This is a genomic window from Barnesiella viscericola DSM 18177 (assembly GCF_000512915.1).
Classification (GTDB): domain Bacteria; phylum Bacteroidota; class Bacteroidia; order Bacteroidales; family Barnesiellaceae; genus Barnesiella; species Barnesiella viscericola.
In genome coordinates this window covers 2,843,875-2,869,649 of sequence record NZ_CP007034.1, presented here as the reverse complement: position 1 = coordinate 2,869,649, position 25,775 = coordinate 2,843,875, and the positions used below count along the sequence as shown (strand labels likewise).

At 46.0% G+C, this 25,775-nt stretch carries 33 protein-coding genes and 2 pseudogenes; 19 read left to right on the top strand and 16 right to left on the bottom strand.

The genetic code is table 11. From position 1 onward, the window contains the following. Positions 1-64: 64 nt before the first annotated feature. The 12 genes and pseudogenes from BARVI_RS11995 to BARVI_RS11940 all read left to right on the top strand — a co-directional run. Positions 65-544, top strand: a pseudogene (locus tag BARVI_RS11995) (TraG family conjugative transposon ATPase); the annotation flags it as partial. Positions 545-584: 40 nt separating this feature from the next. Further along, the gene (locus tag BARVI_RS11990) at positions 585-965 is read left to right on the top strand and encodes a DUF3876 domain-containing protein (RefSeq protein ID WP_004291516.1); all 381 of its coding nucleotides are present in this window, start codon (positions 585-587) and stop codon (positions 963-965) included. A gap of 23 nt (positions 966-988) precedes the next feature. Continuing rightward, complete coding sequence (locus tag BARVI_RS11985; RefSeq protein ID WP_004304283.1) at positions 989-1,618, top strand: DUF4141 domain-containing protein; 630 nt, start codon at positions 989-991, stop codon at positions 1,616-1,618. A gap of 3 nt (positions 1,619-1,621) precedes the next feature. Beyond that, on the top strand, positions 1,622-2,626 hold the full coding sequence (traJ, locus tag BARVI_RS11980; RefSeq protein ID WP_004291518.1) for a conjugative transposon protein TraJ: 1,005 nt from the start codon (positions 1,622-1,624) through the stop codon (positions 2,624-2,626). A gap of 31 nt (positions 2,627-2,657) precedes the next feature. After that, on the top strand, positions 2,658-3,281 hold the full coding sequence (gene traK / locus BARVI_RS11975) for a conjugative transposon protein TraK (RefSeq protein WP_004291519.1): 624 nt from the start codon (positions 2,658-2,660) through the stop codon (positions 3,279-3,281). A gap of 27 nt (positions 3,282-3,308) precedes the next feature. Then, the gene (locus BARVI_RS13490) at positions 3,309-3,596 is read left to right on the top strand and encodes a TraL conjugative transposon family protein (RefSeq protein WP_018697145.1); all 288 of its coding nucleotides are present in this window, start codon (positions 3,309-3,311) and stop codon (positions 3,594-3,596) included. Beyond that, entirely contained in the window at positions 3,577-4,929 is a 1,353-nt protein-coding gene (gene traM / locus BARVI_RS11965) for a conjugative transposon protein TraM (RefSeq protein WP_025279451.1), read from the top strand. The genes BARVI_RS13490 and traM overlap by 20 nt, the downstream gene beginning before the upstream one ends. Before the next feature lie 37 nt (positions 4,930-4,966). Beyond that, a complete protein-coding gene (gene traN, locus BARVI_RS11960; protein WP_025279450.1) occupies positions 4,967-5,953 on the top strand; it encodes a conjugative transposon protein TraN in 987 nt (328 codons plus the stop codon). A 2-nt stretch (positions 5,954-5,955) separates the two neighbouring features. After that, positions 5,956-6,531, top strand: coding sequence for a conjugal transfer protein TraO (locus BARVI_RS11955; RefSeq protein WP_025279449.1), 576 nt, complete (start codon positions 5,956-5,958; stop codon positions 6,529-6,531). Positions 6,532-6,538: 7 nt separating this feature from the next. After that, positions 6,539-7,441 (top strand): toprim domain-containing protein, encoded by a 903-nt coding sequence (locus BARVI_RS11950; protein WP_004291524.1) that lies wholly within the window; start codon positions 6,539-6,541, stop codon positions 7,439-7,441. After that, positions 7,438-7,941 carry a DUF3872 domain-containing protein gene (locus BARVI_RS11945; RefSeq protein WP_004291525.1) on the top strand — a complete coding sequence of 168 codons (504 nt, stop codon included), beginning with the start codon at positions 7,438-7,440 and terminating at the stop codon, positions 7,939-7,941. Before BARVI_RS11950 ends, BARVI_RS11945 begins: the two co-directional genes overlap by 4 nt. Continuing rightward, positions 7,938-8,465 (top strand): glycoside hydrolase family protein, encoded by a 528-nt coding sequence (locus BARVI_RS11940; RefSeq protein ID WP_004291526.1) that lies wholly within the window; start codon positions 7,938-7,940, stop codon positions 8,463-8,465. The genes BARVI_RS11945 and BARVI_RS11940 overlap by 4 nt, the downstream gene beginning before the upstream one ends. Before the next feature lie 396 nt (positions 8,466-8,861). Here the strand turns inward: BARVI_RS11940 and BARVI_RS11930 are convergent, their stop codons facing one another. Then, positions 8,862-10,148 carry an IS1380-like element IS615 family transposase gene (locus tag BARVI_RS11930; RefSeq protein ID WP_007567149.1) on the bottom strand — a complete coding sequence of 429 codons (1,287 nt, stop codon included), beginning with the start codon at positions 10,146-10,148 and terminating at the stop codon, positions 8,862-8,864. A 190-nt stretch (positions 10,149-10,338) separates the two neighbouring features. Between BARVI_RS11930 and erm(F) the strand changes: the two genes are divergently transcribed. From erm(F) to BARVI_RS13625, 3 genes are all read left to right on the top strand, one after another. Next, positions 10,339-11,139, top strand: a complete 801-nt coding sequence (gene erm(F), locus BARVI_RS11925; RefSeq protein ID WP_025279447.1) for a 23S rRNA (adenine(2058)-N(6))-methyltransferase Erm(F) — start codon at positions 10,339-10,341, stop codon at positions 11,137-11,139. Between the two features lie 745 nt (positions 11,140-11,884). Then, positions 11,885-13,180, top strand: a complete 1,296-nt coding sequence (gene ltrA, locus BARVI_RS11920) for a group II intron reverse transcriptase/maturase (RefSeq protein WP_007567572.1) — start codon at positions 11,885-11,887, stop codon at positions 13,178-13,180. Positions 13,181-13,522: 342 nt separating this feature from the next. Next, on the top strand, positions 13,523-13,726 hold the full coding sequence (locus tag BARVI_RS13625; RefSeq protein ID WP_004316914.1) for a hypothetical protein: 204 nt from the start codon (positions 13,523-13,525) through the stop codon (positions 13,724-13,726). A 33-nt stretch (positions 13,727-13,759) separates the two neighbouring features. On the opposite strand, the gene BARVI_RS11910 is transcribed toward BARVI_RS13625, so the two are convergent. From BARVI_RS11910 to BARVI_RS13435, 9 genes are all read right to left on the bottom strand, one after another. After that, positions 13,760-14,068 carry a hypothetical protein gene (locus BARVI_RS11910; protein ID WP_004304290.1) on the bottom strand — a complete coding sequence of 103 codons (309 nt, stop codon included), beginning with the start codon at positions 14,066-14,068 and terminating at the stop codon, positions 13,760-13,762. A 53-nt stretch (positions 14,069-14,121) separates the two neighbouring features. Next, on the bottom strand, positions 14,122-14,367 hold the full coding sequence (locus BARVI_RS11905; protein WP_004291529.1) for a DUF6956 domain-containing protein: 246 nt from the start codon (positions 14,365-14,367) through the stop codon (positions 14,122-14,124). Beyond that, the gene (locus tag BARVI_RS11900) at positions 14,364-14,597 is read right to left on the bottom strand and encodes a DUF3873 domain-containing protein (protein WP_004304291.1); all 234 of its coding nucleotides are present in this window, start codon (positions 14,595-14,597) and stop codon (positions 14,364-14,366) included. The genes BARVI_RS11905 and BARVI_RS11900 overlap by 4 nt, the downstream gene beginning before the upstream one ends. A 19-nt stretch (positions 14,598-14,616) precedes the next feature. Next, positions 14,617-14,874, bottom strand: coding sequence for a hypothetical protein (locus tag BARVI_RS11895; protein ID WP_004291531.1), 258 nt, complete (start codon positions 14,872-14,874; stop codon positions 14,617-14,619). A gap of 24 nt (positions 14,875-14,898) precedes the next feature. Next, complete coding sequence (locus tag BARVI_RS11890) at positions 14,899-16,230, bottom strand: PcfJ domain-containing protein (RefSeq protein WP_004291532.1); 1,332 nt, start codon at positions 16,228-16,230, stop codon at positions 14,899-14,901. After that, a complete protein-coding gene (locus BARVI_RS11885) occupies positions 16,227-16,643 on the bottom strand; it encodes a PcfK-like family protein (RefSeq protein ID WP_004291533.1) in 417 nt (138 codons plus the stop codon). Before BARVI_RS11885 ends, BARVI_RS11890 begins: the two co-directional genes overlap by 4 nt. Positions 16,644-16,656: 13 nt before the next feature. Further along, entirely contained in the window at positions 16,657-16,878 is a 222-nt protein-coding gene (locus tag BARVI_RS11880; RefSeq protein ID WP_004291534.1) for a hypothetical protein, read from the bottom strand. An 11-nt stretch (positions 16,879-16,889) separates the two neighbouring features. After that, a complete protein-coding gene (locus BARVI_RS11875) occupies positions 16,890-17,105 on the bottom strand; it encodes a hypothetical protein (RefSeq protein WP_004291535.1) in 216 nt (71 codons plus the stop codon). A gap of 161 nt (positions 17,106-17,266) precedes the next feature. Continuing rightward, positions 17,267-17,653 (bottom strand): hypothetical protein, encoded by a 387-nt coding sequence (locus tag BARVI_RS13435; RefSeq protein WP_009126113.1) that lies wholly within the window; start codon positions 17,651-17,653, stop codon positions 17,267-17,269. A gap of 979 nt (positions 17,654-18,632) precedes the next feature. Here BARVI_RS13435 and BARVI_RS11865 point away from each other — a divergent pair. Both BARVI_RS11865 and BARVI_RS13430 read left to right on the top strand, forming a co-directional pair. After that, positions 18,633-19,550, top strand: coding sequence for an IS1595 family transposase (locus BARVI_RS11865; RefSeq protein ID WP_025279446.1), 918 nt, complete (start codon positions 18,633-18,635; stop codon positions 19,548-19,550). Then, a complete protein-coding gene (locus tag BARVI_RS13430) occupies positions 19,547-19,717 on the top strand; it encodes a hypothetical protein (RefSeq protein WP_157232598.1) in 171 nt (56 codons plus the stop codon). Before BARVI_RS11865 ends, BARVI_RS13430 begins: the two co-directional genes overlap by 4 nt. A gap of 16 nt (positions 19,718-19,733) precedes the next feature. On the opposite strand, the gene BARVI_RS11860 is transcribed toward BARVI_RS13430, so the two are convergent. The 3 genes from BARVI_RS11860 to BARVI_RS13545 all read right to left on the bottom strand — a co-directional run bounded on the left by BARVI_RS11860 (position 19,734) and on the right by BARVI_RS13545 (position 21,365). Continuing rightward, the gene (locus tag BARVI_RS11860; protein WP_157232597.1) at positions 19,734-20,237 is read right to left on the bottom strand and encodes a hypothetical protein; all 504 of its coding nucleotides are present in this window, start codon (positions 20,235-20,237) and stop codon (positions 19,734-19,736) included. Positions 20,238-20,629: 392 nt separating this feature from the next. Further along, positions 20,630-20,839 carry a hypothetical protein gene (locus BARVI_RS11855; protein ID WP_157232596.1) on the bottom strand — a complete coding sequence of 70 codons (210 nt, stop codon included), beginning with the start codon at positions 20,837-20,839 and terminating at the stop codon, positions 20,630-20,632. Between the two features lie 358 nt (positions 20,840-21,197). Further along, a complete protein-coding gene (locus tag BARVI_RS13545; RefSeq protein WP_232213983.1) occupies positions 21,198-21,365 on the bottom strand; it encodes a hypothetical protein in 168 nt (55 codons plus the stop codon). 237 nt (positions 21,366-21,602) lie between these two features. Between BARVI_RS13545 and BARVI_RS13425 the strand changes: the two genes are divergently transcribed. Then, positions 21,603-21,902 carry a hypothetical protein gene (locus BARVI_RS13425; RefSeq protein WP_157232595.1) on the top strand — a complete coding sequence of 100 codons (300 nt, stop codon included), beginning with the start codon at positions 21,603-21,605 and terminating at the stop codon, positions 21,900-21,902. A gap of 217 nt (positions 21,903-22,119) precedes the next feature. Here BARVI_RS13425 and BARVI_RS11840 read toward each other — a convergent pair whose 3' ends face one another. The 3 genes and pseudogenes from BARVI_RS11840 to BARVI_RS11830 form a co-directional block, all read right to left on the bottom strand. Then, on the bottom strand, positions 22,120-23,025 hold the full coding sequence (locus BARVI_RS11840; protein ID WP_025277710.1) for an IS982 family transposase: 906 nt from the start codon (positions 23,023-23,025) through the stop codon (positions 22,120-22,122). 108 nt (positions 23,026-23,133) lie between these two features. Continuing rightward, positions 23,134-23,925 (bottom strand): annotated as a pseudogene (locus tag BARVI_RS11835) (DUF932 domain-containing protein); the annotation flags it as partial. 45 nt (positions 23,926-23,970) lie between these two features. Beyond that, positions 23,971-24,261, bottom strand: coding sequence for a DUF4120 family protein (locus tag BARVI_RS11830; RefSeq protein ID WP_025279441.1), 291 nt, complete (start codon positions 24,259-24,261; stop codon positions 23,971-23,973). A gap of 556 nt (positions 24,262-24,817) precedes the next feature. Between BARVI_RS11830 and BARVI_RS11825 the strand changes: the two genes are divergently transcribed. Continuing rightward, positions 24,818-25,771 (top strand): DUF2971 domain-containing protein, encoded by a 954-nt coding sequence (locus tag BARVI_RS11825; protein WP_025279440.1) that lies wholly within the window; start codon positions 24,818-24,820, stop codon positions 25,769-25,771. The last annotated feature ends 4 nt before the right edge of the window (positions 25,772-25,775 follow it).

The window sequence follows — 25,775 nt, the reverse complement described above, 5'->3', positions numbered from 1 at the left end:
TGATTGGAAACTTTCATGTACGGTTCTGAGGGGGGAAAGGGGCAGTAATGCCCCTGACCTACCCGGCAAGGCCCTCTCATCGGCGAACATGGCTGAATATCTGCGCTATATGTATAAGACGGTCAGAAAATATTACGGCGAGGCAATCGTGGTGACGCAGGAGGTGGACGACATTATCAGTTCTCCGGTGGTCAAAGAGAGCATTATCAACAACTCGGATTGTAAAATCCTGCTTGACCAAAGGAAATATATGAACAAGTTCGACCAGATACAGGCGTTGCTCGGACTGACGGAAAAGGAGAAGTCGCAGATACTCTCCATCAACATGGCGAACAACCCTTCACGGCTCTACAAGGAGGTGTGGATAGGCTTGGGCGGCACGCAGTCGGCGGTCTATGCCACGGAGGTCAGCGCGGAAGAGTATCTGGCGTACACCACCGAGGAAACGGAAAAAGTGGAGGTTTACCGTCTGGCGGAGAAGCTGGGCGACGACATCGAAGCCGCCATCCGGCAGCTTGCCGAAAGGCGGAGAAACAAGGAATAACTAAAAAACAGAATGTATCAACCAAAAAAGAAAAACGCGTATGAATTTACCAAAAGTGAAAATGCTGCAAGTCAGCAAGTGCCTTATCGGATTGGCGGTCATGATGCTGCAATCCTGCGACGTGGCCGACAACCGCCGCGACATGCTGTGCGGGAACTGGGAGAGCGTGGAGGGAAAACCTGACGTGCTTATCTACAAGGAGGGCGAAGCCTACAAAGTGACGGTGTTCCGTCGTAGCGGTCTGCGCCGCAAGCTCAAGCCGGAAACCTATCTCTTGCAGGAGGAGAACGGCAACCTGTTCATGAACACCGGCTTCCGCATCGACGTGTCCTACAACGAGGCCACGGATGTGCTGACTTTCTCGCCAAACGGGGACTATGTGCGGGTGAAGCCGCAGCCGGGACATCCGACCGAAGAATAACAACCACTAAAATCCAAAGTAACATGAGAACAAGAATAACAATGATTATCTGCCTGTGCCTGCTTTTCGCGGGCAGGGCAAGCGCACAGTGGGTCGTAAGCGATCCGGGCAATCTAGCGCAGGGCATCATCAATGCCTCCAAAAACATCATCCATACCTCCAAGACCGCCACGAACATGGTGAGCAACTTTCAGGAGACGGTGAAAATCTATCAGCAGGGCAAGAAGTATTACGATGCCCTCAAATCGGTGAACAATCTGGTCAAGGACGCCCGCAAGGTGCAGCAGACCATCCTGATGGTGGGCGACATCACAGACATCTATGTGAACAGTTTCCAACGGATGCTCCGTGACGGGAATTTCAGACCCGAAGAGCTTTCCGCAATCGCTTTCGGCTACACGAAACTGCTGGAGGAAAGCAACGAAGTGTTGACGGAACTCAGGAACGTGGTGAACATCACCACGCTCTCCATGACCGACAAGGAGCGCATGGACGTGGTGGAACGCTGCCACTCGAAGATGAAGCGTTACCGCAACCTCGTGAGCTACTACACGAACAAGAACATCTCCGTGAGTTACCTGCGTGCGAAAAAGAAGAACGACCTCGACCGCATCATGGGGCTGTACGGGAACATGAACGAAAGATACTGGTAGCCTATGAAGTTCGACAACCTTCATCAGATTTTACGTTCACTTTATGAGCAGATGATGCCGCTGTGTGGGGACATGGCTGGTGTGGCGAAAGGCATCGCCGGGCTGGGTGCGCTGTTCTACGTCGCCTACCGGGTATGGCAGTCGCTGGCGAGAGCTGAACCGATAGACGTATTCCCGATGCTCCGTCCTTTTGCCATCGGTCTGTGCATCATGTTCTTCCCGACTGTGGTGCTGGGCACGATAAACAGCATCCTCTCACCCGTCGTACAGGGCACGGCAAAGATGCTGGAGGCGGAAACGCTGGACATGAACCGATACCGGGAGCAGAAGGACAAACTGGAATACGAGGCGATGGTACGCAACCCCGAAACCGCCTACCTCGTGTCCAACGAGGAATTTGACAAGCAACTGGAGGAACTCGGCTGGTCGCCCTCCGACATGGTGACGATGGCGGGAATGTATATCGACCGGGGAATGTACAACATGAAGAAGAGCATCCGCGACTTCTTCCGCGAGATACTCGAACTGCTGTTCCAAGCCGCCGCCCTCGTGATAGACACCGTCCGCACCTTCTTTCTCGTGGTGCTGGCGATTCTCGGTCCGATAGCCTTCGCCCTGTCGGTATGGGACGGTTTCCAAAACACGCTCACGCAGTGGATATGCCGCTATATACAGGTCTATCTGTGGCTACCGGTATCGGACATGTTCAGCACCATACTGGCGAAGATACAGGTTCTGATGCTGCAAAACGACATCGAGCGGATGCAGGCAGACCCGAACTTCTCGCTGGATTCGAGCGACGGGGTGTATATCGTATTCCTCTGCATCGGCATCATCGGCTACTTTACCATTCCCACCGTTGCGGGCTGGATTATCCAAGCCGGAGGCATGGGCGGTTACGGTCGCAACGTGAACCAGATGGCGGGACGAGCCGGAAGCATGGCGGGCAGCGTGGCGGGTGCAGCCGCAGGAAACGCAGTCGGACGTGTCGGCAAATTGCTGAAATAATCAATGTGCAATCATAAATTGGAAAATATAAATGGAATTCAAATCACTTAGAAACATCGAATCGTCGTTCAGGCAGATACGCCTGTTCGGTATCGTCTTCCTCTCGCTGTGCGCCGTGGTGACGGTGTGGAGCGTGTGGAACTCCTACCGTTTCGCAGAGAAGCAACGGGAGAAAATCTATGTGCTGGACAACGGCAAGAGCCTGATGCTCGCCTTGTCTCAGGATTTGTCGCAGAACCGCCCGGCGGAGGCACGGGAACATGTGCGCCGTTTCCACGAGATGTTCTTCACGCTATCACCTGAAAAAAGCGCGATTGAACACAACGTGAAACGTGCCTTGCTGCTGGCGGACAAGAGCGTGTACCACTATTATTCGGACTTCGCGGAGAAGGGGTACTACAACCGCATCATCGCCGGGAACATCAACCAAGTGCTGAAGGTGGACAGCGTGGTGTGCGACTTCAACGCCTATCCCTACCGTGCCGTGACCTACGCCACACAGAAAATCATCCGGCAGAGCAACGTCACCGAGCGCAGCCTCGTGACCACCTGCCGCCTGCTGAACGCATCGCGGTCGGATGACAACCCGAACGGTTTTACCATCGAGGGTTTCACCATCATTGAGAACAAGGATTTACAGACTATCAAACGGTAACAGGACATGAAAAGTATCAGAAAATCAATGTGGGGCATGTATTGGAAACTCCACGACAAACGGAAACGCTTGGCGGCAAGTCTCAAAGGGTATCTGGACGGCTTGCCGCCGGAAACACGCCGCCGCATCGTGCTGGGGATGTTCGCCGCCTTCGCGGTGCTTGCCCTTTACACCTTCGGCAGAGCCGTCTATGACATCGGCAGGAACGACGGCTCACATATGGAAACGGGACACGCCGGACGGGTGGAACTGCCGACCCCGGCGGAAACAGGCAATCACTTAACACCTTATTTATATGGAACAGACAAAGAATGAACCGACGAAAGAGAACAAAGCTGCTCCCGAAACGGGGAAACCGAAAAAGGAGCGCGAACCGCTGACAGAGGCGCAACGGCTGAAACGGCAGAAGATGATCGTGCTGCCCGCTATGGTGTTGGTGTTCATCGGGGCGATGTGGCTGATATTCGCCCCGTCCTCCGGCAAGGAGCAACCGCCGGGAACGGACGGATACAACACCGAGATGCCCGACGCTGACAAGGCGAACCGGCAGATTATCGGCGACAAGCTGAAAGCCTACGAGCATGGGGAGATGGAAGAGCGTCAGGAGAGCCGCAACCGTGCCATCGGGCAGCTGGGCGACATGTTCGACCGCGAGATAGCGGGAACGGAGAACGGAGTGGACTTCGACCTCGCCAATCCGGGCGGCAAGGAAGAAAGGGCAAAGCCAGCCACGCCGCAGACCATCCAGTCCTCCGCAGCCGCCTACCGTGACCTGAACGCCACGCTCGGAAACTTCTACGACCAGCCGAAAAACGACAATGCGGAGATGGACGAATTGTTGGAGCGCATCGCATCGCTGGAGTCGGAACTGGAAAGCGAGAGGGGCAAGGCTTCCTCTATGGACGAGCAGGTGGCTCTTATGGAGAAGTCCTACGAGCTGGCGGCAAAGTACATGGGCGGTCAGAACGGAGGACAGCCATCGGCGGAACAGAGGGCAGAGCCAACTACCGTGCAGAAAGGGAAGAAGAACAAGGCAATGCCTATCAGACAGGTGGAGCATCAAGTAGTTTCTTCACTCTCACAGCCTATGAGTAACGCGGAGTTTGTCGCCGCCTTATCGCAGGAACGCAACCGGGGTTTCAACACGGCTGTCGGCACGGCGGAGGTATTGGACAGGAACACCATACCGGCGTGCGTGCATGGGGCGCAGAGCGTGACGGACGGGCAGACGGTAAGGCTGCGCCTGCTGGAGCCTATGGCGGTGGCAGGCAGGACAATACCCCGGGGTGCGGTGGTGGTCGGCACGGGCAAGATACAGGGTGAGCGGCTCGACATCGAGATTACCTCGCTGGAATACGACGGCACGATTATCCCCGTGGAGCTTGCGGTCTATGACACGGACGGACAGCCCGGCATCTTCATCCCGAACTCGATGGAGATGAACGCCGTCAGGGAGGTCGCCGCCAACATGGGTGGCTCGTTGGGGAGTAGCATCAACATCTCCACCAATGCCGGGGCGCAACTTGCCTCCGACTTGGGCAAGGGGCTGATACAAGGCACGAGCCAGTATATCGCCAAGAAGATGCGAACCGTCAAGGTGCATCTGAAAGCCGGGTACAGGGTCATGCTTTACCAAGAAAAAGATTGAGAACAATAAAAAAATTACCACTAAAAATCCAAAAGTAATGAGAAAAGTAATCATCATGTTTGCCCTCGCTATGGGCATCGCAACTGCTAACGCGCAGGAGAATGTAACCGTTGAAACGACCAACGGAAGTGAACAACCGACCTTGACGAAGGAGGTCTACCCGCAGAAGGAGGCGGACGGCGACCTGTATCACGGGCTGTCGCGCAAGCTGACCTTCGACCGCATGATACCGCCGCACGGTCTGGAAGTGACCTACGACAAGACCGTCCACATCATCTTTCCGGCGGAGGTGCGCTATGTAGATTTAGGCTCGCCCGACCTAATTGCCGGGAAAGCAGACGGAGCGGAGAACGTAATCCGCGTGAAGGCTACCGTGCGGAACTTCCCCAACGAAACCAACATGTCCGTCATCACGGAGGACGGCAGTTTCTACACCTTCAACGTGAAGTATGCCGCCGAACCGCTGCTGCTCAACGTGGAGATGTGCGACTTCATCCATGACGGCAGCACGGTGAACCGCCCGAACAACGCGCAGGAAATCTATCTGAAAGAGCTGGGCAGCGAAAGCCCGATGCTGGTGCGACTTATCATGAAGTCAATTTACAAGCAGAACAAGCGCGAGGTGAAGCATATCGGCTGCAAGCGTTTCGGCATCCAGTACCTGTTGAAAGGCATCTACACGCACAACGGCTTGCTTTATTTCCACACGGAGATAAGGAACCAGAGCAACGTGCCTTTCGATGTGGACTACATCACTTGGAAAATCGTGGACAAGAAGGTGGCGAAGCGTACCGCCGTGCAGGAGCAGATCATTCTGCCGCTCCGTGCGCAGAACTACGCCACACTCGTGCCGGGCAAAAAGAGTGAGCGCACGGTCTTCACTATGGCGAAGTTCACCATCCCCGATGACAAGTGCCTCATTGTGGAACTTAACGAGAAGAACGGCGGCCGTCACCAGTCCTTCGTGATCGAGAACGAGGATTTGGTACGCGCGGGTACCATCAACGAACTTCAAGTGCGCTGACCATGAGAAAATACATCGCAATAATCATCGCGTCGCTTGCCCTTTTCACGGGGCAGGCGCACGCCCAGCGATGCCTGCCGAAGATGCAGGGCATCGAGGTAAGAGCGAACATGGCGGACGGCTTCAATCCCGGTGGCAAGGACGGCGGGTACAGCTTCGGGGCGGCACTCTCCACCTACACGAAGAAGGGGAACAAGTGGGTGTTCGGTGGCGAATACCTGTTGAAGAACAATCCCTACAAGGACACCAAGATACCCGTGGCGCAGTTCACGGCGGAGGGCGGCTATTACTTCAAGATACTGTCGGACGCCCGAAAGATTGTTTTCGTCTATGCCGGGGCTTCGGCTCTCGCCGGATATGAGGCGGTAAATTGGGGGAAGAAGGTGCTGCATGACGGCTCCACGCTGCACGACCGGGACGCCTTCATCTACGGCGGTGCGCTGACGCTCGATGTGGAGTGTTACGTGGCAGACCGTATCGCCCTGCTTGCCAACCTGCGGGAGCGTTGCCTTTGGGGTGGCGACACACGGAAGTTCCACACGCAGTTCGGGGTCGGTATCAAGTTCATCATCAACTGACACGGGCATGGAAAGGACGGAAATAGATGCTGTCAGAAGGATGCCGCTTGCGGATTTTCTCGCACGGCTGGGGCATGAGCCTGTCAGAAGGAGCGGTAACGAGCTGTGGTATCTTGCCCCGTACAGGGGCGAGCGCACATCCTCTTTCCGTGTGAACGTGGCGAAACAGCTCTGGTACGACTTCGGTTTGGGCAAGGGCGGCGACATCTTCACGCTTGCCGGGGAGTTTCTGCAAAGCGATGACTTCATGAAGCAAGCGAAGTTCATAGCGGAAGCCGCCAATATGACGGTTGCCGGATGGGAAAAGCCCGTCTATCTCTCGAAGCCGACCGAATCCGTTTTTGAGGATGTGGAGGTCGCTCCGCTGCTCCGCTCACTGCTGACGGAGTATTTAGAGGAACGGGGCATCCCTTACGCCATCGCATCCCGTCACTGCTGCCGCTTGAACTACGGTGTGCGTGGAAAACGGTATTTTGCCGTTGGCTTTCCGAACATGGCAGGTGGCTATGAAGTCAGAAGCCGATATTTCAAGGGTTGCATACCTCCGAAGTCTGTATCACTGGTAAAGGCGAATGACATCCCGGCTGACGAGTGCCTCGTGTTCGAGGGCTTCATGGACTTTCTCTCTGCCGTGACGCTTGGTGTAACCGGTAACGCTGACTGTCTTGTGCTGAACTCAGTCGCCAACGTGGAGAAGGCGGCGGGATTGCTGGACGGATACGGGCGCATCGGCTGCTTCCTCGACCGTGACGAAGCCGGACGGCGGACGCTTGCCGCACTTACCATGCGATACGGGGAACGTGTCACCGACCGTTCCTCCCTCTATGACGGTTGCAAGGACTTGAACGAGTACCTGCAACTGACAACGAAAAAACAGAAAAACAACCATCTAAAAATCGAAGAACAATGAACATACTGAACAACAGAAACAAGAGAACATCAATATTCAAGGCAGTGGCGTTATGCCTGATAGCCGCCATGTCATTCACCCTCGTGTCATGTGACGATGACATGGACATCCAGCAGTCCTATCCCTTCACGGTGGAGGTCATGCCCGTGCCGAACAAGGTAGTAAAGGGGCAGACAGTGGAAATCCGCTGTGAACTGAAAAAGGAGGGCGACTTTTCGGGTACGCTCTATACCATCCGCTATTTCCAGTTCGAGGGGGAAGGCTCGCTCAAAATGGATAACGGCATCACCTTCCTGCCTAACGACCGCTACCTGCTGGAGAACGAAAAATTCCGCCTGTACTACACGGCGGCGGGTGATGAGGCGCATAATTTCATCGTGGTGGTGGAGGATAACTTTAGCAACTCCTACGAACTGGAATTTGACTTCAACAACAGGAATGTAAAGGACGACGATCTTACCATCGTTCCCATCGGCAACTTCAGCCCCTTGTTGAAATGATGCGTGTATTCATGACAATGCTCTGTTCACTTCTGACGGTCTGTTCTGTGTCCGCGCAGATCAGCCGCCAAGAGGGAACGGACGGGCAGGCGGCAATCTACCGACTGCCGCTTATGGAACGTGCTTTTTTATGCTGCCGCTACTTTGAAGGCTGGCACTCAGAAAAACACTACCCATACGTCGGTTGGGGTCACAAACTTTTGCCAAACGAGAAGTATTCGGCACGAACCATGACAAAACGGGATGCGGATGAACTTTTGCGGAAAGACCTGCGCAAATTTGTCGCCATGTTCCGTAAATTCGGGGTTGATTCGATTTTGCTTGGCACGTTAGCTTACAATGTGGGACCGGCGAAGCTGTTAGGCAGCAAAACAATCCCCAAAAGCACCTTAATCAAGAAGCTGGAAGCTGGTGACAGGAACATCTACCGTGAGTATATAGCCTTCTGCAACTACAAAGGAAAACGCCACGCCATGCTGCTCAAACGGAGAAAGGCGGAGTTTGCGCTGTTGTATATCCCATAAAAGGACTGACAAAACTGGCAAAAGACGTGCCATATTTAACTTGGCACGTCTTTTGCTCTATCACTTGATAGATTATCGTAGGATTTTCTCGTTAATTGACATCGTTGAGCCATTTTTGCCTATCGGTTTCCAAATAACACTTCAAGTTGTAAGTGTTGTGAGAGCAATACAAAACATAGTTATTAACCATAAAAAGTATAGCGAAATTATGAAGAAAGTATTTAGCCTTAAATCCGCAACTCCATTCCCGAAGTGCTACCTACATAAAGAGAAATGGACTTTTGATTCGTAAGATAACCATTAAGTCCTCGCGTCCGTTTCAATGCGCATACCATCCCCTTACCCCATAAAGCGACTTGAGGCAATACGCAATCAGTGGCCATCAAGTGATGTAAATCATCCGGAAGAAGTTTTGAAGGCTTCTGCATATGCATGGTTGTCGGTGTAGATATTCAGCACACATTGCCTTGCGGTCTTAATCCACTTGGCAGGTACTGAAATGAATTTGAAGACAAACGTCTTGATACGGCTGGTTTCCTTGAGCCCGAACTTCTTCACTTCAATCCTTTGCATGATGGCCTTGTAGAAATTGCGTATCAGTGCCGTCAGGAGCAGGAACACGGTATTTTCCGCCATGAAGGATTTAGGCAGTCTGTCCCATCCAAACCCATTGTTCATGTCATCAAAGACGCGTTCCTTGCCACCGCGCATGTTATAGAACTCCACGATGTCCCTCATGGATGATTCGTAATCGTTGGTCAGGATGCAGCGGTATGTATATTCCCCCTCCCACAGGTCCGGTCCACTGCCCATGCGTCTCTGTCTCTGGATTACCAGGCGATACGGTTTGCCCTTCCACTTCTCAACGAGAATGGAGTTCAACTCAAACACGATGCCGTTTATCTCTTCCTTCTTCCACCCTCTGAGCGCGAAGATGTCATCATAGAGCGAGCAGCAGCGGTTGGCGCGTATGTAGAATGTCCTGCAATGCTTCCTGACCTCATCCACAATGTCTTCAGAGCATGAGCCGCAGTCGGCCCTGAAGCGTTTGACTGTCAGCTTCTTCTCTTCAAGTCTCTCCAAAATCCTCTTTAGCGTGTCCTTCTGGTGAAAGCGTACATTGGTGTTGCCGTCGCTGTTCTCTATGCCGACAATCATGTCGCCGATAACGGCCACACCGGACCTGTAACCAAGAAATTTCTTGTACGTGGGCTTTGCATCGTACTTCTCCGCCTCAATGAACTGGTGGTCAAAGTCAACGTCATACTCCCCGCCCTCTTTCAACTGCCCTGTGGACAACAGGCAATTCAGGAGCAATGTGTTGAGTGTGTCTGCCGTATTGAAATCATAGGACTTTCCGGCATCAGACGTGTATGAGATGTTTTCCCGGGTCAGTTCGTTTATTGCCCTAAGGATGGTGTCGGCGCTACAGGTGCGGAGTGTGGGGTGAAGGGAAAGATGACTCATTAAGTGGGCGGTGACATCCTCAACGCAAGAACCGCCGCAGAAGTAAACGCATAGGAGGGAGCGGATGATTTCGCTGTATTGATAACCATAGAGTTTGCATCTCAACCCAAGTGTTGAGTCAATTGTAGAGGAGAGAAGGGAGGTAAATTGCTCCATGATTGGAAATATGCCTCCAAAAGGAGTGAGTCTTTCGGATTTTATTGCTACCTTTGCCATGCCTGTTGCGGTTTTCTTTGTCTTTGGATTCGCAACACTAAGGTAAGTGAAAACGCTGACATGGCAAAAACCTGGGCAACAAAATGTTGCTCAGGAACTTATAAAAATAATTATCAATTATGTTGCGGAATTAAGGTTTAGGAAAATTCAGAAAGGAACAATTCAAGTATTCACCTGTAAGAAGTTACTAATGACAAAAAAGAAATTGCCCGTTCGTTTTACGGGTCAGCACTTTACTATTGATAAAGTGCTAATAAAAGATGCAATAAGACAAGCAAATATAAGTAATCAGGATACGGTTTTAGATATTGGGGCAGGCAAGGGGTTTCTTACTGTTCATTTATTAAAAATCGCCAACAATGTTGTTGCTATTGAAAACGACACAGCTTTGGTTGAACATTTACGAAAATTATTTTCTGATGCCCGAAATGTTCAAGTTGTCGGTTGTGATTTTAGGAATTTTGCAGTTCCGAAATTTCCTTTCAAAGTGGTGTCAAATATTCCTTATGGCATTACTTCCGATATTTTCAAAATCCTGATGTTTGAGAGTCTTGGAAATTTTCTGGGAGGTTCCATTGTCCTTCAGTTAGAACCTGCACAAAAGTTATTTTCGAGGAAGCTTTACAATCCATATACCGTTTTCTATCATACTTTTTTTGATTTGAAACTTGTCTATGAGGTAGGTCCTGAAAGTTTCTTTCCACCGCCAACTGTCAAATCAGCCCTGTTAAACATTAAAAGAAAACAGTTATTTTTTGATTTTAAGTTTAAAGCCAAATACTTAGCATTTATTTCCTGTCTGTTAGAGAAACCTGATTTATCTGTAAAAACAGCTTTAAAGTCGATTTTCAGGAAAAGTCAGGTCAGGTCAATTTCGGAAAAATTCGGTTTAAACCTTAATGCTCAAATTGTTTGTTTGTCTCCAAGTCAATGGGTAAACTGTTTTTTGGAAATGCTGGAAGTTGTCCCTGAAAAATTTCATCCTTCGTAGTTCAAAGTCGGGTGGTTGTCAAGATGATTTTTCTGGTTTGGTGTCGTCTTTTAAGCTGCCGCATAACGAAAAATGGTAGCCGTAGTTGCCGGATTTACAGCACTTTCGTATCAATTTAGCACTTCGGTTCGTTAAAAGCACCAAAGTATCAAGTTGGCACGAAAGCCGGCAATTATCGGCTACCATATGTGTGTGCCCTGCATATGCAGGACACACCCCGAAAGCTTTTCAAATAGTTCAAAAATACAAATTTAGTTTTACGAACCAAGTTTTCGGGGTGTTATTTTTCCAGAGGGTGCAAGTCCCTTACGAGCGGATTGAAACCCCGAATCGTTAGCAAGCTGCAAGGTGGTTTATCGTGAGGTATGCACTGAAGGAAGCAGAACTGCAAAAGTCTGTACCGACGAACAGAAAGTACATAAGAGGCATAACAATAAGGATGAGTATCCACAGCAATACGAAGTCCAAAACAGTGTTCTGAACATGCTATTAAATCAGATTATTGTTATGTAGATGTACCGGCGATAGACGGAAGGAAAAAGCATTTACCAGGGGAGGTCTTGGCGATTACGAGTTAATCAATCCAAGAAGTCAGCAGAGGTCATAGTACTTGAGGGCAAACGAGGTGCGAATAGATACCGCATAGGTCTCACAAACAAGGAAGGACTGAACGTAAAGAGGTTTTCAATAGGTAACGGAACACATAGTAGCCCTACTTAACGAAAACAGGTTAAAAACAACTAAAATGATAACAAGAGTAGTACATCCGTTTAATCTTCAAAGAGCATTGGAACACGTGATTGCCAATAAAGGTAGTGCGGGTGTTGATGGTGTTTCTATAAGAGAGCTCCGCAAGGTGTTTTCTGAAAAGAAACTACAACTGATTGAAGCAATCAAACAAGGCAACTATCAAGTACAACCCATTTTAGGTATTGAAATTCCGAAAGGAAATGGGAAAACTCGATTATTGGGTGTTCCCACCACTACAGAACGTGTGTTGCAACAAGCCTTAGCACAAACTATTGCACCACTTTTTGAGCCCGAATTTAGTAATTACAGCTATGGATTTAGACCTCACAAGAATGCCCGACAAGCCGTTGGACAATCTCGGGATTACATCCATTCAGGATTAAACCACATTGTGGATATTGACCTGAAAAACTTCTTTGATGAAGTTGACCACTGTTTATTACTGAATTTAATCTATCAAAAAGTGAAATGCAAAGCTACCATGCAACTCATACGCAAATGGCTCAGAGCACCTATTAAAATCAACGGAAAGCTACGAAAGAGAAGAAAAGGCGTTCCGCAAGGAAGCCCTTTAAGTCCATTATTGTCGAACATTTTACTACATCAACTGGATAAGGAAATGACTCGAAGAGGACACAAATTTGTACGTTATGCGGATGATTTTAGTATTTATTGCAAAAGCCACAATCAAGCCAAGGCAACAAGAGTGGTAATTGAAAAGTTTTTGAAAAACAAACTCAAATTAACTATAAATGAAGAAAAGAGTGGTATCAGAAAACCAATCCACTTCACAATTTTGGGTTTCGGATTCGTACCTACGTACGAGAAAGGAAGTAAAAATCAATACCAACTTATTGTATCGGAAAAAGCATGGAAGAAACTAAAAGAACGACTTAAAACAATCACCCGAAAAACCACACCAGCCACATTTGAAGAGCGTATTGCCAAGATAAAAGAAGTGCAACGCGGATGGTTGAACTATTTCCAAGGCACGAGTATTTTGGGCAAATTACGAGATTTAGATGGTTGGCTTCGCAACCGACTGCGCTATTGCATTTGGCATCATTGGAAAAAACCCGAAAGGAAAAGGAAAAACCTGATTCGATTAGGTGTAGACCAAGACCATGCCTACGCTTGGAGCAGAACACGGAAAGGCGGTTGGGCAATAGCACAAAGTCCTATTCTAGGCACTACCATTACTTTACAACGCTTGAAGAAAAGAGGATATGTTTCCTTAACTGAATTACATTTACAACTTAACCCATCTCTTTGCGAACCGCCGAGTACGTGACCCGTACGCTCGGTGGTGTGAGAGGCGCACTCCGTCAGTTACTGGCGGAGCCGTCTACTCGATTATGCGGTCGGTTTTCATTTTCTCTTCTTTCTCGTTAATTTGTCAAGCAAAGTTACTAAATTTGCAGTCAAGCAATTTCAATTTTTGAATTATGTATTTCAGCAGACCTTGGACTTCTATCTAAGTGATAGGCAGTCCTGAAAATTCCAATCTCTTTTAGGTCAAGACAATTAGTCTATGGGTTTCGTGTACCGACTTTTTTGTAAAGGCGTTACGTTGTCATAGTTGCTCTGTCGGGTAATACTGTCTATTCACTTCTCCACGATTTCAACAACAAAAATGATTGAACGTATCAAATCGTTGGGGGAAATGGAGACGAAGCAGAAATGTGTAGTTCAACGGTTCGAGATTATCATTCCCCTCCACCAAAAAATAACGACCCAATATATAGCCTCCGCAAGTTTTACTTGCGGATTTTTTAGTTATCGCAGATTGGACAAAGGTTTCTTTGCTACTTTCTTTGTCCGCCATCATGCTCACTGAAAGAAAGTAGGGCGGCTCTCGCCGCCCCGCCACTCAAAAGCGTGTGTAAAGTCCCGTCACCATCGTGAACATTTCCTCCAGCATATCAAAATAGATACCCTCGTGTACGGCAATGTCCTTTGTCTTGCACTCAAAGGTCTTTTTGCTGAACGTCCTGCGGTAGAAGCGCATATTGTAGAGGTCTGCCCCTTCGTCATAGATGATGTCAAGGCGGTTGGCACTTGTTTTGTTCCTTGCAAGGCTCATCCGTAAGCCGTTGCCCATATCTATGAAATCACGGCTACCTGTCATGGCGGTGAAGCGTTTTCCGCCTATCTGCTGTAATATCGTCTTGGCTATCATATCTTTTGTTTTTAGGGTTTTAAGTATTGGCGGTGCGGACACCGCCATCCCGTTCAAAATTCTCGCATTTCGGAAATGGGGGTCTGCCGTTGTAGCCACTCTTTCACACATTCCATATTGTACTCGCTCGTGATGACTGCCGTATGGCTGTCGGTGGCGGTGAAACGTGTGCTTTCGTAATCATCTATCCACCCCTTGAGGGTGTCCGTTCCCCACGCTCCGGTATCGTCAAAGATACCGTCCAATGCCGTGATAGGTTCGCTGAACTTGACTATCAGCGTTTGATAGGTCGTGTTCATAGTCTGTCCTCCTTTCCCTTCTTTGCGTTCAGCCACTTGTCCCGTGCGGCTCGGCACTCGTCCAACGTGGGTTTGACACAAGAGAACAATTCTCTGTCTATGGGGTGGCGGTAGTCGTACTGCACAAGTGTCCGCCTGCGTCTTCCGATACCCGATTGGAAACGCTCGTATTTCTCCGTACCTGCTTCCGCGCAGGTGCTTACTCCGTTGATGGTCATTCGTGTTGTCATAATGTTGCTTTTTAGATGGTTAAAAATGTACTGACAGAACTCTGTTCTTCATCACCATTTCGGGGTTGCTTGTGTAGCGTTGGTGCAGGTAGAAATGGTGTGAGCCGAAGCCGTAAAGGAAAAACTTGTCAAGTTCGTGCTTCTCGGCAAACTCCTTTACGCTCTTTCTCAATTCCCCCTCACTCGTTGTGAGAGTGAGGAGGTTCACAAATTCAAGGAACATCGTGGGGATTGCATCATCCCACACACAAATCATACTTTCAATTCTTACTTCCATATCAATGTTGTTTTAGGGGTTATGCTATGCCGCTTTCATCCGCTCACGGATAAGGTTGGCGTTCTTGTTCACAAGGTCTATGATGCGCTCGTGATATTCGGTGTCCTGGTTGTGCTTGCCGTGGCACTGCACCACTTCGAGGGTTCGCAAGTCCACCTCTACGGTTTCAATAATCTCATCGCCAATCCTTGCCGATAGTATGAGGGTGTCGGCTTTCTTGTAGTATCCACTGCCAAACACGCAGATGCCCTGCGTCTTGCCCTCGTTGTAATACTCGTCTATGCTTTCAAGCACCTTGACGATTATTTCCTCGTCCGTGATTACCAAGCCGAAGAATTTGGATTTGTTGGCGATGAAATCCTCCGCATCTTTCTTTCGTTGGAGTTGTCGCTGTTGCTCACGCTCACGCCTTTCAATCTCCCAACGGCGTTGCTCTGCGGCTCTTTCCTTCTCGTGTATGGCTTCAATTTTTCGGGTTGCGTTGTCGTGTGCCGCCATGAAATCTTCGGGACAGATGTTCTTCGGGTTACGGAGGTCTTGACCGAGTTTTTTGAGCATACGCAGATAGTCGCACCACATTGAGAGGTTGTCTATCTGATACTTGTGACGCTTGGCAATCAGATATGATGCCCAACATTCATCGGCAGTACGGGTATTGAAAAGAAAGTGTTTCATGACCTCAATCTCACCGCCTTTCATAAGGGTTTCAATTCTTGGGTCTGAAAGCAAGGCTTTGAAAAGACGCACGGGGGAGATGCCGTGGAAATCGCCCTTGAAGCCGTTACGTCTGAGTTGGGGCAATATCCTCATCTTTGGATATGCACAGCTTCTTGCCACCACATCATCGTATAGGCTGTTGTGCGGTCTTACCTCCATATCGCTGCCTAATGCCCACACATCGCAATAGCAGAAAAGGAAGCCACGGAGCAACGCCATGTCCGTAACCTTGCCGTCGGGTGAAATCCAACGCTGCACGACCTCGTGGCAGTAGAAACGCATCGGTTCGCCTTTCCTGCTCTCGCATCTGACCTGCGCCACGCGGATTACCTGATACCCTTTGCAGGTGGTTATCACGCTGAAATTCTGCGTTTCCTTGTAGATGCGTCTGCGTGTGTCCTGCACTTTGAGTTCGGCATGGCATTTGGGGCAGGTGCAGCCTTCAAGGGTGTCGCATAGTCCGCTGTCGCTGTGCCACTCGTGACCGCAGTCGGAACAGGTGATGTTCCCTTTCTTGGTGCGGTAGCCGATATGCTCAACGCAGTGGCGGTATGCCCAATCTATTTGTGTCGCTGATATGGGGCGAAGGTTGGCGGAAAGTCTTGCCACCTCTTTCTGTATCTTGGTCTTCGGTTTCATAAGCCTAAATCAAATAATGAGGGTTGGGGTTGGTTTTCTTTTCTCGCTGACGGTCTGTGGCGGTTCTGCAACTTGCGGAGTTCCTCCTCTTGGTATTTGCGGACAGCGTTCTGACGTGCCTCCGCCTTTTCCTCTGCCGTGAGTTTCACAACGTGGTTCACAACCACTTGGCAGTCCATCGGTTTGCCCACCTCTATCTCGTTTTCCTCATAGTAGTGGATGGCTTGCCCGAATATCTCTCCGTCCGTGAAACCGTTGCAACCGCTTTTCTGCACATAGTTCAGAATGTGGGTCACGCACTCGTCCATGTTCTTGGCAGGGTTGCGGTACTTCTTTGCAAATAGCGCATCTTCCTCCGCACGCTGTTCCAAGTACATATATATCGTTCTCTTGAAATGGTCTGTTCCTTTCATATCGCTGTCATTTTTAGATTATCTGTTTCAGTATCTCTCTCCAATAGGTCGGCTCTACCTCGCTGAGAAGGAAGTCCATGAAATCCCTCCGTGCGTCCTTGTTCAGTTCGTGGTACAATCTTCGGAAAGTTTCAAAATTGCCGTTGATGTACGTTTCCACCATATACACGAAGATGTTGTCCACCTCGTAATATCTGCACTGCTGCGCTGCCGTCTTGCTGTTTCTTTTTGCCATGTCGGTAAGGGTTAAAGGGTGAATAACCAAAGGATGAAGCCAAAGAAGGCAATGGTGGAAAGGATAGCCACGATTACACCTATCGCCACTCGGAACACTCCGTTTACAATCTCTCTGATGATGCCCCAAAGGATGCCGAACACCCCGAAGGCGGTGCGCATCATCAAGCCGCATATCGCCAACCCGATGTGTTGCGCCATTTGTCTGAAATTTGCCGTTGCCGTCATATCTTCGCTGTTTTTGATTTTTTTGTTTTTAATGCGGATTCAAGAGCTGAGGGAGTTGAGTTTCAAACTATCTTATCTGCCTCTCGTTTATCCGACATTTTTTTTATGCGTCTTTCTGTCGCATCGGTCGTTTTCGTTTCGGGTGCTTGAAAAGGTAGGGATTAGGGAATGCAAGGTTTTTCGGTCAAAATACTACCCGCAGGGCTGGAGATTTTTACCGAAAACAGGAGGCTTGACCTTGCTTTCCCGTCCAATCCCGGAATTACCTTTGCGCCCAGAACGAAAATGACTGACTGATGCGGCTTACTGAAAGGCGCAAAATGGAGGTAAACGAAAACAGAGGCAGATTGTGTAGAAAAAAACTTCAGGGGAAAATCCGTAAAAAAAAGAATCACCAAAAGGAAAAAGACATCACCGGAAGCGTGAAAAGGGCAAACCACAACAAAGGAAGTATGATTGTTTCCGATCCGACGGAACTTGTTCAGCCGGGTGGCAACAATCATTCTTCCCGGTTTGTCCGGCTGTGTGTGGGCGCCTGTTTCATTCATGGGGCAGGCTGACACACTCTGCATTCACTTTCCGCTTCCGGCAAAAGAGACAGCGAAAAAAGAAAAATCATTTGAAAACCCGTAAAAGCACCTCTTGGCATAGGCGCAAAAGAAAGGGGCATTGCTTCATCTGTCTAAACATCGTTTAGGCGTGAGGCAATGCCCTTTTCTCCAGCTATGCGGTAGTCGGCACACGTTTGTTCCAAACTCGTTTTGGGCAATGGTGTGCCGACGGACAATACCGCTTTTACGGAAAATTCTTATGAATGAGGGGATAAAAAACGGGAGTTTATATCAAAATCTCGAATTAAATAGCTACTTTTGCATACGAAGAGTTCTTTGAAGGTTACGCAACGCGCAGAAGGATAATGCAGTAGATAACTAACTAAATCGTAACCTATTACTATCAAGAGCAATTAACCTACGCTCATTTCCAATAAATTACACTCTTTTCGTAACTTCCATGGGCAAAACACTTTGAATATTAAAACGACAAAAACTATAACTTGACAAATCAAGAGCAATCGGGATACTTGGGTAAACTATCGGACTGTATAATAACGTGAGTTCGATATAAATTAAGGTGATTATTTACGACAATACCCTAACTAACTTTGCTAATAATACCGTTCAGAACAGAAGTTTTGGGCGGTATTTCTATTATATGTTGAAAAATTCTTCTCCTTTTGCATTGAATTTTCATTGCAACCTGTTATAAGGTATAAAAGAAGAAGCGTTCAAATATGGGCAATTTCATAAATACATCATAATGAATTATTGGTTGGAATACCGTGGCAGCTATTTAGGCTATGTATATGGCAAAGGTCTGGCTTGGATAGCTGTTTATGAACGTATCTTTAAATAATTAGTCCATATCTGAACGCTTCTTTTTCTTATACCTGCTATCCACAGATAACTGTTCCCCAAGCAAATTTTCTAACCAAAGTTATATATACCAAACACACTATTGTTGGGTAATATGAATATTGGTAAATTCAACTCCTTGTATGACCTTTTGGAGTCATTCCCTACGGAGGAAAGCTGCATTAAATATCTTGAGCAACAACGTTGGGCAAACGGTATTCCTGTTTCTCCATATGACCCCACGTCTAAAGTATATAACCGTGGCGATGGAATGTACCGTTGCAAAAATACTGGTAAGAATTTCAACGTAAGAATTGGGACGTTGTTTGAAGGTTCAAAAGTCCCTTTGAGAAAATGGTTTGTAGCTATCTATGAAATTACATCACGCAAGAAAGGTATTTCATCTATTGAACTATCCAAAAGAATATCCGTGACTTATAAAACTGCGTGGTTTATGAATCATCGTATCCGTGAATGTTTTGGTATTATTTTGGAAGAGAAACTTGATGGAGAAGTTGAATTAGACGAAACTTTTGTTGGGGGTAAGAACAAAAACCGGCATTGTAGCAAGAGGGTAAAGAATAGCCAAGGTAGGAGTTTTAAAGATAAAGTTCCAGTAATGGGTATGCTTCAGCGTGGAGGAAAACTGGTTTGTAAGGTAGTCCGTGACACTTCTTATAAATCATTGACTGTACCTATCCTAAAAACGGTAAAAAGAACAGCAACGTTATTCTCAGATGAATGGTGCGGATACAAAACCATTAGCAAACTTTATGAGCATTACATCGTTGATCACGGACATGGGCAATACGTTGATGAAGATGCTTATACCAACAACATTGAAGGATTTTGGAGCATTCTGAAACGTGGCTTGACGGGAATATATAACCACACAAGCAAGAAACATCTTCAACGATATGTTAATGAGTTCTGCTTTCGCTATAATACGAGAGATTTTGATGACGTTTCACGATTTGATTGGTTACTTTGTAACTCAAATTATCGCATCACGTTTCAACGTCTGATAAAATGAGCAAGAAGAAGCAAGTAACAATAGAAGACATGGAAAAGGCAATGGCTATTGAACTTCTACCTGCTAAAGAATTGAAGAAGCAAGCAGAAGTTCCAGTGGATTTTTCTGCTCTCATGCAGAAGGCTCTGAAATACGATATTAAGAAGAAAAAGAAAGGCAAGAAATAATCCTGCCTTCTCTTAACTATTTTCTTGCCACTCTTTTGAATGTAGCATTAGCCATACACATATTAGGATTGACTATAAATTCTATAAAAGCAAAATAATTGTATTTATCCGTTTGCTTCACAAATATCATTTCATTTCCTCTACTCTTTTCTTTATCCATAGTATATCCTGCAGTTAGGTACTCATCTGCCATATATCGGGCATTTAGGTAGCGAACTCCACCAACGATAACTTTCTCAACGTATCGTCCAGTAAGATTAGTTTGAATCTTACAGGTTATTCTGCTATCTCCAATACCTACAATAAGATTTCCAAGGCTTTCTTCATCGTAACCTAAAGATATAAGTTCGTCGGAAGTAAGCACCCTAAAACCATGATTAGTGATATTATTCTCAGACGATGCTTTATTGAGGGTTAATAACTTTTCGGCAAACTTCGGGATAGGTTCTTCTATGACCTGCGAGGAAGCCACGATGTTAATGCAGAAGATTAACATTAAGGAACAGAAAATCTTTTTCATAATGGCGAATTTTAACGAGTTCTCCACGGCAACCATAGGAGAAATTTAACAATGTTAGTTGTTAAAGGAAATGGGCTGCCCCCGTGCATACTCGTTAGGTATCGCCAAACACCTGTATATACACACAGTAAGGCAACCCACAAGATATGAGCTGTCCTCTGTGCCTCGTATATACTTCTTGATAATTTGGCGATTTCAACGAGTATAAGGCACTTCCTTATTTTATTAAAAAGTTTGTCCAATGGGACTTTGCAAAGATAGGAATAATATCCGTATCTTTGTAGAAATAAAGCTGATAGTTATGAATGAAGTTATTGTAAAATGTCCTTATTGCGGAACAGATAATCATTTCTTTCCACCCAGAATTATTGAAATAGGCTATTTTAGTTGTATCAAGTGTGGAAAATCACTACTTCCCGTGTTTTACGATGAACAACTACCTCATGACCGTCAAAAACATAATGAGAGGGAAGTCCAAGAGTAAAACCATCGGGTTGTGATAATAGGAAGTTTACCAACTCATCAAGCCTACAACCTTCAGGCTCGTTTCGGAAAAAATCTTCTATTTCCTTACGCCCATGTAATTCTAATGAATCTAACATAATCTTTGATTTAAAAAGTTTTGTATAAAAAGTCAGAGGCATTCTCCCATACAACCCCGATTTTTCTTCCAAAAGAATACCAAGGAAAGGAGGTGTTGCCTATGAAGAGAAATTTTATCGAGTATAAAGTTGCTGAATGCCCAGAACAAACTGAACGTGGTTTAGAATGGGTAGTCATCTTCAAACGGATTTACTTGTAACCAATAATGCTCTTTCTGCCTCTGACTTTACTAATTTTTCTCATTTCTTTCTATTTCTATAATCGGGATTAGCTTTCATTCTACTCCGTATCGTAATATCATTGAATAGCTTGCTAAGACAAAGAATACCTAAACTTTCGCCAAGGAGAGGGTATGTTTTAATAAATCGTTCTTTTAAAAGATAAAGCCGTAATGAATGCTTCTTCTCCGTTATAAGAAAAAGCCTCTTCAAACATTATCTGACTGTTTCTTTCTCCTCTGACAATGATAGTAGCTTCCTTATCACCTTCATCTTGTACTTCGATTGAAATTGTAGTTCTGTTCATAGTTTCATTTTGATTTATATATGTAAACTTTGAAATCCTATAATCTCAATCTTTTAATATTTTTGGCACGTTTTTTGTTAATTTTAATTTAGTGCCATCGGCATACCGTTGAGCCTAAAAGTTCAATTCTGAACACAACGGCAGTTTTCAACCAATCTTCCTGACGATTAAGATGGCGGAGCTTCATCCTCCGAATAAAAGGGGAATAAACATGTTTAACTTAACAACAAATTGTATATGAGTATATTAGTTAAAAATGCTTCAAATACAGCTGACTTACAACCTCCATATCCTTATAGCACGTGGATAGGATACTGGGAAGGTAAAAGTGGAATTAAACTTGATGCCAATACAAAGTATAATTGTCCTGCAGGAGATTGTAAAAATGCTTGTTACAAAAAAGATTTTGATGGATGCCATGTACAAAAGGTTTCCGATTATACGCATAAGATGTATATTATACCATTATGCAGTAGTTGCAACCAAAGAACTGACTACTTCTTTGTTGATGAAAACCTTTTAGTACCAGCACCATAATTATTAATGTTCCTACTCCAACCTTGCTGCAACAAGGTCATGAGTTCTTATCAAAGCTACTGTCATTTTGGCACTATGACAGTAGCTTTTCTTTTATAACTTTGCGAATATAACGTATAATAGTTGGTAATATTGCGCTTTTTATCAAAGTTTAAGATTTCAGTTATTATAAATCAGATAACCTCATTTAGGGTATTGTCGTAAATAATCACCTAAATTAAAACATCGTGAGTTGTCCGTCTTTGACAAAACGTACGTCAATGGCGGGCTTCTTTTCAAAGAAGCAGTATGCAGCTATGGCAGAGAGCGAGTTGGCAATAAAGTTATTGAAGGAACGGTGTCTGGAGTGTTCAATCTGGGCGATGTTCTTTAACTCGTCATTGACTGTTTCAATCAAAGCACGTTTTCTCAGCAGGATTTTGTCCGCTATGCTCATCAGGGAGTTCTTCATGTTGTTCTTCACTTTGGTTATCAACTGTATGCCGTTAAGAAATAGGTTCTCGAACAAGGTTTGCCCGATATACCCCTTGTCCGCACACAGTTTGCCCTTGATGTTCTTCAGGAACTTTGTCTGTTTCAGCGGTTCACGGTCATCCACATTTCCCGGAGTAAACATGAAATTGAGAATTTCACCCTTATCGTTGATGATCAGGTGAAGCTTAAACCCGAAGAACCATCCCATGGAGCATTTTCCACGTTCGGCGAGACCCTTAAAAGTCTTGTGAATCAATATGCGTTGGTTTCGGCATACACGCAGCGGTGTGGAATCCACAAAGCTGATACCGGTACAAGTACCCAACAGGACTTCCTTGATGAAAATGGTCAGCTGCAGCAGGACTTCCTTTTCCAGTTCTACAAAACGGTTATAGGACACACGTCTGGGAAAGAGATGCGTCAGATGTTTGCATACATATTCTTTGTAGTAATGCTTGAAACATCTGAAGCCTCCCGAGTGGAACAGGACTAGGATGACCATGATTTCCGCATCACTCATCCGGTTCGGCTTATTCCGATGCTTATGATTCTTGTCTTCAACCATATATTTTTCCTGTGTTTTGGCAAATTCCTTGCAAAAATCATCCGCCATACAAAAAATCTCCGTAACTTTAGCCTCTGAGAACATAGTGGTAGTCGCTTAAATGTTATAATTGAGCACTATAAATTTAATGCTTTTATCGCTATGTTCCTAATTTTCAAACTGATAATTTCAATCTTTATATCGAACTCACGTTACATTATATAAGTCCCATGCGGTAATCTGTCCCTTTTCGCGAACCAGTTTCAACACCTCTTCCGTGAAGATGGAAATCTGGCTCTGGTTCAGCGGGTAAGTTTCCACGGATGATGACAGGCTCCTGTCCGAACTGTCATGGGAGACACGCAGGGCCGTCAGCAGCCCGATATACATATACACTTCCTCCGGGGAGACGATTCTGCGTTTCAGTCGCTGAATCCTTGCGATGTCCTCGTTCATATTCACCTCGAAGTTTGCCAGCCATCCGTCCACCGTCTCGAATACCCCTTCCGTTGTCACCTTGTTTTTTCCGTAGTTGCAGATGCTCCTTTCCGGCGAGAGGATACACTGGTTATGGCATATCTTCACGCATGGGCCGATAGCCGCCTGTATACCGTCCTGATGGTAGGCAACAACCAGCGTAGTCGTCAGCTCGTCCGTTTCCCAGTCCTTGATACGGATGGTAGCGAAGATGCGTCGGAGGATGTGAGCTTCCACTGCCTTTTCGCCATGTGTCTGTTCCACCTGTGGGAGAATACTCACCCCCGGTTGTGTTTTGTTCCTGTTCTGGGCGGCGAAGATTTCCTCCACCTCGTAATCGAGATTATACTTCTCGCAAATGCCCATCATACGCTGCAGGACCTGGTAATGATAGATGCCCTGGACAGGCTTGCCGTAGATATCATTCTCCTTGTAGGTACGTTGGAGTGTCTCGAAATTCATTACTTCGATTCCGTTGTTCTGAAAATCAAACTGTTGTTGTTTTTCCAATACTGCTAATGCTTCCATAATCTTGAATTTTATAAAGTTAATACTATGATTGTCTGTAGTTTTTCAGGTATGCATCTGCCACCCGTGGAACGGTTGCAGCGTTACGGCAAAAGAGCGGTCCGGTATGCCGTGATAGAGCAGCCCGCCTACAATGCCGATGCTTCCGTCGGGATAGCGTTGTGTGAAACCGAACGAATAAGGAGCATGGTCATAGTAGAGCGAAATCTCGCTTGGATGGTCGGGATTGTCTTCCCAGCTCTTCAGTCGGTCCAGACAGTTCTGGAGTGAGGTGTCACCGATGGATTCGGCATAGCGTTTTACATTCTGGAAATGTTCTTCATTCAGGATTTTCATGACTCATTGTATTTTATCTGTTAAACACGTCCGGCTCCGGGAGCCGGTATTTTTTATTTCTCGCCTGCCTGACTGTCCCGTGGCCGTACCTGCAAGGTTTGGCGAAAGAAAATACCGCAGCCACCGGCGAGGATGATTTTCTTTCAACCAACCCCGCAGGGGCCTGACCTTGTCCGGGTACATTGGACACGGGACTACCTTCGCAGGGAGGGAAATAAAATATACAAGGGGAATGTGTTGTGGCAATTATCCGTATCTATTACGATTATAATCTGCTCTCTTATTCCCACGAAACATCCAATGCAATCAATCAGAAAATCTTTATGTTGATAATATGATTCACTTCAGAAAACATTCGTTTCCATCGAACTTTTATGTTTGAATTATATATATTTGCATTAAACCATAAGCTTCCTTTTTGTAGTCTTGGTAAAGCTGAATAAAACGATCAAATGGTCATCGGAATAAATTAGTAAGATGTCCGTTCTATACCGCCTACAATAAAGAATCTAATCGTAGACTATCAACCACTAATACCCAATTATTTGCAAAGAATATGAAAGAACTAAATTGGAATAATACCAATAAGGATAATGGCAAAATTTGCTTGTCTAATGCACAAGAAACTTATTGCACCAATATGCAAGTTGCACTTGATTGGATTAATCAAGCCATTTTCTACTTTGATAGGGAAAAAGAATCTCTTTGTGATCTAGCTCATTGTTACTTTTTCAAAGCGTTTTTACACAGTGCTTTAAATATCGGAGGATCAAGATATTATTTTACAGAAAGTATTAAAAAACATATAGAAGGCAGTAGACGAAACCAATATAGAGCTCATAGATTTTATAAATTTGTAGGGGTGAAGATGGATAACATTGATTCAATCTTGAATAAAATCATGCTTAAACATCCATCTGATTTTAACGATCCAATGGATTGTCCTATTGCAACAAATCCCCAAAATGGCATAAAAGACATTGATTTGTTCAATGGTTTGCGTGTCGGGTGTTTTGGCATAGTTGAAAATAATGAAGACAAATATTATACAAATGCATCAAAATGGTCATATTATGGCGATTTTCATAAAGGAATTTGCATTGAATATGACTTCTCCAAACTAGATTTCAGCAATCCATTTGCTTTAATGGATAAAGTTAAATATCAGAAAGAATATACAGCAGAAAGGGGAATTGTCGGAAGTGGCTTACTGACAAAATCATGGGATTATGCACATGAAAAAGAGTGGAGAATAATTTGGTTTGACGAATCTTTAACTACTCATAAAGCTGTGTTTATTGATATTCAACCATTCATGATTACTAAAATATATTTGGGCTACAAATGTTCTGAAGAAATCAAAACACATATATTAGAATTTAAGAGTGTAAATCCTCATATCCAGGTATATAATATTCATCCATCTGATGAAAACTTTTACCAATTATGCGCAACCGAACTTGCAGCCGATCAATACAGTCATGAGAATCTTGCACAAAGAATAAATTAATCCT